The organism is Betaproteobacteria bacterium (genome assembly GCA_016791345.1).
In the GTDB taxonomy this organism is placed as follows: Bacteria; Pseudomonadota; Gammaproteobacteria; order Burkholderiales; family JAEUMW01; genus JAEUMW01.
This window is the reverse complement of the sequence record JAEUMW010000137.1, coordinates 1-6,926: the sequence shown is the minus strand read 5'-3', so window position 1 is coordinate 6,926 and position 6,926 is coordinate 1. Positions and strand designations below refer to the sequence as shown.

Genomic DNA, 6,926 nt, shown 5'->3' with positions numbered 1-6,926 from the left:
GTGCGCAACATGGGCAACGCCCACGGTCGACTGGCGGGTTTCCTGTCCGGAGTCGACGCTAAGGGTCAGCGTCGCGATTACGCACCGTCGACGCTTCCTATCCTGCCCGGCGAAACGCGGGCAATCGCGCTGGTGGCCGATGCCGGACCCGCCAACGGTGGCGAAGTTGTCTTCCCAGTCAAAATCCGGGGCACGCTGGAATGGGGTAGCGGACAGCGCATCGAGCTCGACCAGCAGTTTCCGCCGTGAGAAAGCGCGTCGCCGCGGGCGGAGTGTGCCTGCTCCTGCTATGCACCTCCGTGGCGACTCGCGCCCAGATCGGCACACCGGGCGAGGCCGACCATTACGAAGACCAGCTCATCGACGGCGGCAACCTGACCCCGGACGTTGCGGACGATGTTGCCGGCGGCGGCAATCCCGATGGCTGGCCGCGCGCGTTCCGGATGCAGGTCGCGACCAGCCGCCTCACGCGCAACGACCACCAGATCAATGAGAGCGGGATACGCCTCGGCGGCTTGCTCGACACCCCGAACTACGGCGCGTTCGCACTGGATGCGAATCTGCGCACTTCCAACAACGACCTGATCGGGTCGGGCGGGATGGTGTCTCTCTGGCAGCGCGGCCTGCCAATGAACGGGGGATGGTTCGGCAACAACGCCCTGGGCGTCTTCAACAGTCCGAGCGTCGACCTCGCACGGCAACAGTACCGTTTCTTCATGCCGACGCTGCCCACGGTCGGCGCTGCCACCGAGTGGCGCCGCCCCGGGACCGGGTTCCAGCTGCAAGCGTCCGTCGGTCAACCCGGCATCTTCACCGGACTCTATACGCCCACCTTCGAGGGCCTGGGCGGACGGGTCGCCTCGGGCGGGATGCAGTGGAGTCTTTCGCGCGAGTGGGCCGCTGCGGTACAGGCCGTCGATGTGAACGATGCGCGCTTTTTTATCAGTCCAACGACCACGGGTGCGACCGTGTCCGCACGTTCCTGGTACGGTGGAACGGCATGGACCACGCCGAACGCCCGGGCTCAGCTCAACATCATCGGCAGCGACCTCGATGGCGGCTCCGAACGAGCCGGCGTATGGCTCGACGGCGGTGCGCGTGACGGTCGCACCTTCCATTCGTTCGGCGGCTTCCGCCTGCCGGCCAACCTGGTCTGGGGCAACCAGCCGCTGCCGAGCAATATCGAAGGCGGCTATTACCGCGCGGCGTTTCAGACCCGCCAGTGGACCGTGGATGGCGGGGTCGACTACGTGATGCCCGTGTCGGGCGGCAGCGGGACGCTCTATGCGATCGGCAATGCACGCTACCAGGTTCTCGCCGGTCTCGGCGTGGGCGGCGGTGCCAACGTCCGCGAGGGCGTCGGCGACGCCTGGTCGATGTTCGCCTTCGCGGACCAGGCCAATCGCTGGGGGCAGGGAAGGTTCCAGGCCAACTTTGCGACCGACCACTCGCAGAACAACACGCAGCTCACCCTTGACCAGGCCTGGCGCATTTCTTCCGGCACGCGCCTGAGCACCTCGCTCCTCCTCGGACGCGAAAATCTGGAGCGTTACAGCGCGAACCGCTACGGTGTCGCGGTCTATGGCGGCGGGCAGTTGCGCAGCGACCTCTCCGTCGACCTCAACGCGCGCTGGGACGAAGCGTTCGGTCAGGCTGCCTCGCAGAACGTTCTCGCCAACGCCTCGCTCAACTGGGGTTTCGCCAGCGGCTGGATAGCAACCGCGAGCTATTACGAGAACCGGAACACCGGGCGCCAGCCCCTGGTCGTGACCTCGCCCATTCCTGACCCGTTCCTGCTCGTGCAGCGACTCAATGATCGGGGCGTGTTTCTTTCCGTGCGTTACGACTGGCAGGCCGGCACCCCGGTCGTGCCGCTCGGCGGCACACCTGGAACAGGCTCGGGCATCGTCGCCGGCGTGCTCTTCCTCGACGCCAACGACAACGGCCGACTCGACGCCGGCGAAGACGGCGCGGCTAACGTCACCATCCTGCTCGACGGCCGCTTCACCGTGCGCACGGATGCCCAGGGCCGCTTCGAGTTTCCCTCGGTCGGTGCCGGCCGCCATGTCGTCAGCATCGTGCCGGACAATCTGCCGCTGCCGTGGTCGGTCTCGGGTGACGGGCGCGTCGAGGTGGAGGTCGGCGTGCGCGACCGCACGCGCACCGAGATTCCCGTGCGCCGGCTGCGCTGAACGCGGCTCATCCGGTGGTGAATCCGAGCTGCCGCCAGGCCTCGTAGACGACGACGGCGACGGCGTTCGAGAGGTTCAGACTGCGGCTCGCGCCCACCATCGGGATGCAGAGCCGGGTCTCCGGCGTCATCGCGGACAACACCGCCTCGGGTAGTCCTCGCGTTTCAGGTCCGAAAACCAACACATCACCGGCCTGATAGGCGACGCAGTCGTAGCGCGTCTGCCCGCGGGTCGAGACGGCAAGGAACCGTCGGTCACGGAGCGCATCGCGGCAATCCCGCCAGCAGTCGTGGACACGGGCGGTGGCGAGTTCTGCATAGTCGAGGCCGGCGCGGGCGAGCCGCCGGTCCTGCAGCGAGAAACCGAGCGGCCGAACCAGATGCAGCACGGTTCCCGTGTTCGCGCACAGGCGCAGGACATTGCCGGTGTTGGGTGGAATCTCCGGCTCGAACAGAACGACGTGAAACATCCTCAGCGGTCGAGCAGGGTGCGGGCGACGATCCAGCCCGCCACCTGCGCTGCGCCCCGCTTCCTGAGCGCTCGCGCGCATTCATTGAGCGAAGCGCCGGTGGTCATAACGTCATCCACCAGGGCGACGTGTCTGCCGGTGAGGTCGAGGTCGCAGACGAACGCGCGGCGCACGTTCTTCGCACGCTCATCGAAGACCAGCCCTGCCTGCGGTGCCGTATCGCGAACACGGCGACACGCCTCGGCTGCCAGCGGCAGCGCGAGCGCACGCGCCGCCGCCCGCGCGATTTCGAGCGACTGGTTGAAGCCGCGCTCGGCCAGCCGCTGCGGTCCCAGCGGAACCGCCAGCACGAGATCGGGGCGCGGAGCGTGTTCCACCGCCTCCGCGAGCAACGTGCCCAGGCAGTGCGCGGCGGCGAGACGATGGCGATACTTGAGCGTTTGCACGAGACCGTCGACGGGATAGCCATAGATCAGCGCAGCGTCGACGCGATCGACCACCGGGGGATGCGTGAGGCAGCGACCGCAGACCAGCGCCTGCGGCATCGGCGATGCGCACGTCGGGCAGCGCGTCGACGCGAGCCACGGCAGTGCGGCGCGACAGCCCGTGCACAGGCCGTCGCGTCCGCCGCGCGCGCCGCACAGCAGACACACCGGAGTGCCGAGCAGACCCTGCAGCACGTCGCTGTTCAATAACCGGCCCGCCAGAATTGACAAGGTTCCTGCCATCGCCGAGACTCGTTGCCCTTGGCTTTGCTCGAAGGGAGTATAGATAAATGGAGACGGTGGACGCAGCGACCGCAGGAACGGCGGTGAGGTGGGCGGTGGAGGACGTGGAAGCGCTCTTCGCGCTGCCGTTTCCGCAACTCATGTATCGCGCGCAGACGGTGCATCGACAGCACTTCGATCCGGCCGAGATGCAGCTCTCGACGCTGCTGTCGGTCAAGACCGGGGGCTGCCCGGAAGATTGCGGGTATTGTCCGCAGTCCGTTCGATACCGGACGGGAGTGGCCGACGCCGACCTGCTCCCGGTCGACTCCGTTGTCGATGCCGCGCGGGCGGCGAAGGACAGTGGCGCCACCCGGTTCTGCATGGGGGCGGCGTGGCGCGGACCGAAGGCGCGCGACATCGAGCGCATCGCCGACATGGTGCGCGCCGTCAAGGCACTCGGGCTGGAGACCTGCGCGACGCTCGGCATGCTGAAGCCGGGACAGGCGGAGACGCTCAAGGCGGCCGGCCTCGACTATTACAACCACAATCTCGACACCGCTCCGGAGTTCTACGGCGAGATCGTCGGCACACGCGCCTACGCGGATCGGCTCGACACCCTCGATCAGGTGCGCGCGGCCGGGCTCTCGGTGTGCTGTGGCGGCATCGTCGGCATGGGCGAGTCGCGCCGTCACCGCGCGGGGCTCATCGCGCAGCTGGCGAACCTCGACCCATACCCGGAGAGCGTGCCAATCAACAATCTGGTGCAGGTCGAGGGCACGCCGCTCGCCGGCACCGACGCGCTCGATCCGTTCGAGTTCGTCCGCACCATCGCCTGCGCCCGCATCACGATGCCGACGGCTTACGTGCGGCTCTCCGCCGGTCGCGAAGCGATGTCGGAAGCGGTGCAGGCGCTGTGCTTTCTCGCCGGTGCGAACTCCATCTTCTACGGCGAGAAACTGCTGACCACCGGCAACCCGGAGGCAACGCGCGACCAGCAGCTTTTCGCGAAGCTCGGCCTGCGCCCGGCGGGTTGAGCCCGGCGCACTCACGTCGGGTTCGCGCGGGATGAAGATTCCGGATCTGGCGCCGGCGCTCGCGGCACTCGACGGGCAGCGCCTGCTGCGGCAGCGGCGCAGCGTGCACGGGGCGCTGCGGCCGCGCACGCATGTCGGCGGGCGCGAACTCCTCTGTTTCGCCTCGAACGATTATCTCGGGCTGGCCGCGGACCCGCGCATTGCCGAGGCCGCCTGTCGCGGTGCGCAGGAACTCGGCGTCGGCGCCGGTGCATCGCACCTGGTGTGCGGACACAACGCGGCGCACGAAGATCTCGAAGTTCGGCTTGCGCAATTCGTCGAGGCACCGCGCGCCCTGCTGTTCTCGACGGGCTACATGGCGAATCTCGGCATCGTCACGGCGCTCCTCGACCGGCACGACGCGGTGTTCGCCGACCGCCTCAACCACGCCTGTCTGAACGACGCGGCGCTGCTCTCGCGCGCGGTCTTCCGGCGCTATCCGCACGGCGATCTCGATGCGCTGGAGCGGCTTCTGGCGGCGTCGACTGCCCCGCGCAAGCTGGTCGCGACCGACGCGGTGTTCAGCATGGACGGAGACATGGCCCCGGTGCCGGAACTGCTGGCGCTCTGCGAGCGCTTCGGTGCCTGGCTGCTGCTCGATGACGCGCACGGCTTCGGGGTGCTCGGTCGCGATGGTCGGGGCACACCGTCGCACTGCGGCGTGCGTTCGCCGAACCTGATCTACATGGGAACGCTCGGCAAGGCGGCCGGAGTGTTCGGTGCCTTCGTCGCGGGCGAGGCCACGCTCATCGATCTGCTCGTACAGCGCGCGCGTCCCTACATCTACACGACGGCGCTGCCGCCGCTGCTCGCCCGGGCACTGCTCGCCTCCGTCGACGTGATCGAGCGTGAGGGCTGGCGGCGCGAGCGCCTCGCGAGCCTCATCGCGCAGCTGAAGTCGTCGCTGCGACCGGGGCGCATGCGTCTGCTCGAATCCAGCACGCCGATCCAGCCGCTGCTGGTCGGCGGCAACGAGGCGGCCCTCGCAGTCGGCGCTGCGCTCGAGGACGCCGGCATCTGGGTGCCGGTGATTCGTCCGCCCACCGTGCCGAAGAGCACCGCGCGGCTGCGCATCTCGCTCTCGGCCGCGCACTCCGAAGCCGATGTCGCCTTATTGCTCGATCACCTCAGTCGTCTGCAGTGAGACTGCACGTCGAGACCCTGGGTGCCGGGCCGGAGCTCGTGCTCGTGCACGGCTGGTCGATGCACGGCGAGGTCTGTCACGGTCTGGCGGAACGGCTGGCGACGCGGTTTCGCGTCCAGGTGCCCGATCTTCCCGGACACGGCCGCAGCCGCGGCGAGCCCTTGCCGGCGCTGGTGGAACTCGCCGGAGGCCTTGCCGAGCGGTTTCCGCAGGCGGTCCATCTGTGTGGGTGGTCGCTCGGGGCGCTGGTGGCGATGCGCTGGGCGCTCGATCGCCCCGGCGGGCTGCGCCGCCTGGCGTTGATCGCCGCCACGCCGCGCTTCTCGGCGGGGGAGGGTTGGTCGGCGGGGTCGGCGCTGGGCGATCTGGAGACGTTTGCGCGGGCGTTGCACAAGGACTACCGCGGCACCCTCGATCGCTTCATCGCGTTGCAGGCGATGGGCAGCCCGGCGCCGCGGCAGGTGGTCGCGGACTTTCGTCGCCGGCTCGCCCATGCGGCGGCGCCCGACCCGGAAGCGCTCGATGCCGGGTTGCACATGCTCGCGACCGCCGACCTGCGCGCGGAAGTCGGACGGATCGGCTTGCCGACGCTCCTGCTGCACGGGGAGCGCGATGCCGTCGTCCCGGAAGCGGCCGGCGCATGGCTCGCCCGCGCGCTGCCGCATGCGCACCTGACGGTCATCCCCGCGGCCGGGCATGGTCCCTTCGTTTCGCACGAGGCCGCATGTGCTGCGGCGCTGCTGGAACACTTCCATGAGTGACGCTCACGAATTCGACAAGCGCAACGTCCGCCGCTCGTTCGATCGCGCGGCATCCACCTACGATGCGGCGGCCGTGTTGCAGCGGGAGATGGAGCGGCGGATGTTCGAGCGCCTCGACTACGTCAAGCTCACGCCGGCGGTCGTGCTCGATGCGGGCAGCGGCACCGGCAGCGGGGCGCGCGAGCTCGCGCGTCGCTATCCCGATGCGCAGGTGATCGCGCTCGACATCGCGTTGTCCATGCTGCAGGCCGGGCGCGCGTCGCGCTCGTGGCTGCAGCGAATGGGAATGGGTCGGCGGCGCGTCGCGTCGCTGTGCGGCGATGTCGAGCAGCTTCCGCTCAAGACCGGCAGCGTCGATCTCATCTGGTCCAATGCAACCCTGCAGTGGGCGACCGATCTGCCGGCCGCCCTGCGCGAACTGCAGCGCGTGCTGCGTCCCGGCGGGCTTGTCATGTTCTCCACCTTCGGCCCCGACACGCTGAAGGAACTGCGCGCCGCGTTCGCTGCGGCCGACGGCCACTCGCACGTCAACCGCTTCGTCGACATGCACGACATCGGCGACATGCTCGTCCACGCG

8 protein-coding genes are annotated in these 6,926 nt (G+C 68.9%); 6 read left to right on the top strand and 2 right to left on the bottom strand.

Features of this window, described 5'->3' with window-relative positions; all coding sequences use genetic code 11:
* Nucleotides 1-249 (top strand): hypothetical protein (locus tag JNK68_05795; GenBank protein ID MBL8539869.1); only part of this gene is annotated, 249 nt, incomplete at its 5' end.
* Nucleotides 246-2,192: a hypothetical protein gene (locus tag JNK68_05790; protein ID MBL8539868.1), complete on the top strand. Its 1,947-nt coding sequence runs from the start codon at nucleotides 246-248 to the stop codon at nucleotides 2,190-2,192. The genes JNK68_05795 and JNK68_05790, both read left to right, overlap by 4 nt.
* Before the next feature lie 7 nt (nucleotides 2,193-2,199).
* Here the strand turns inward: JNK68_05790 and JNK68_05785 are convergent, their stop codons facing one another.
* Together JNK68_05785 and JNK68_05780 are read right to left on the bottom strand one after the other, a co-directional pair.
* On the bottom strand, nucleotides 2,200-2,661 hold the full coding sequence (locus tag JNK68_05785) for a tRNA (cytidine(34)-2'-O)-methyltransferase (protein ID MBL8539867.1): 462 nt from the start codon (nucleotides 2,659-2,661) through the stop codon (nucleotides 2,200-2,202).
* A gap of 2 nt (nucleotides 2,662-2,663) precedes the next feature.
* A complete protein-coding gene (locus tag JNK68_05780) occupies nucleotides 2,664-3,389 on the bottom strand; it encodes a ComF family protein (GenBank protein MBL8539866.1) in 726 nt (241 codons plus the stop codon).
* A 47-nt stretch (nucleotides 3,390-3,436) separates the two neighbouring features.
* On the opposite strand from JNK68_05780, the gene bioB reads away from it, so the two are divergent.
* The 4 genes from bioB to JNK68_05760 all read left to right on the top strand — a co-directional run.
* On the top strand, nucleotides 3,437-4,405 hold the full coding sequence (gene bioB, locus JNK68_05775) for a biotin synthase BioB (GenBank protein ID MBL8539865.1): 969 nt from the start codon (nucleotides 3,437-3,439) through the stop codon (nucleotides 4,403-4,405).
* A gap of 31 nt (nucleotides 4,406-4,436) precedes the next feature.
* Nucleotides 4,437-5,588, top strand: a complete 1,152-nt coding sequence (gene bioF / locus JNK68_05770) for an 8-amino-7-oxononanoate synthase (protein MBL8539864.1) — start codon at nucleotides 4,437-4,439, stop codon at nucleotides 5,586-5,588.
* Nucleotides 5,585-6,349, top strand: a complete 765-nt coding sequence (gene bioH, locus JNK68_05765) for a pimeloyl-ACP methyl ester esterase BioH (protein MBL8539863.1) — start codon at nucleotides 5,585-5,587, stop codon at nucleotides 6,347-6,349. The genes bioF and bioH overlap by 4 nt, the downstream gene beginning before the upstream one ends.
* Nucleotides 6,342-6,926 (top strand): methyltransferase domain-containing protein (locus tag JNK68_05760; GenBank protein ID MBL8539862.1); only part of this gene is annotated, 585 nt, incomplete at its 3' end. The genes bioH and JNK68_05760, both read left to right, overlap by 8 nt.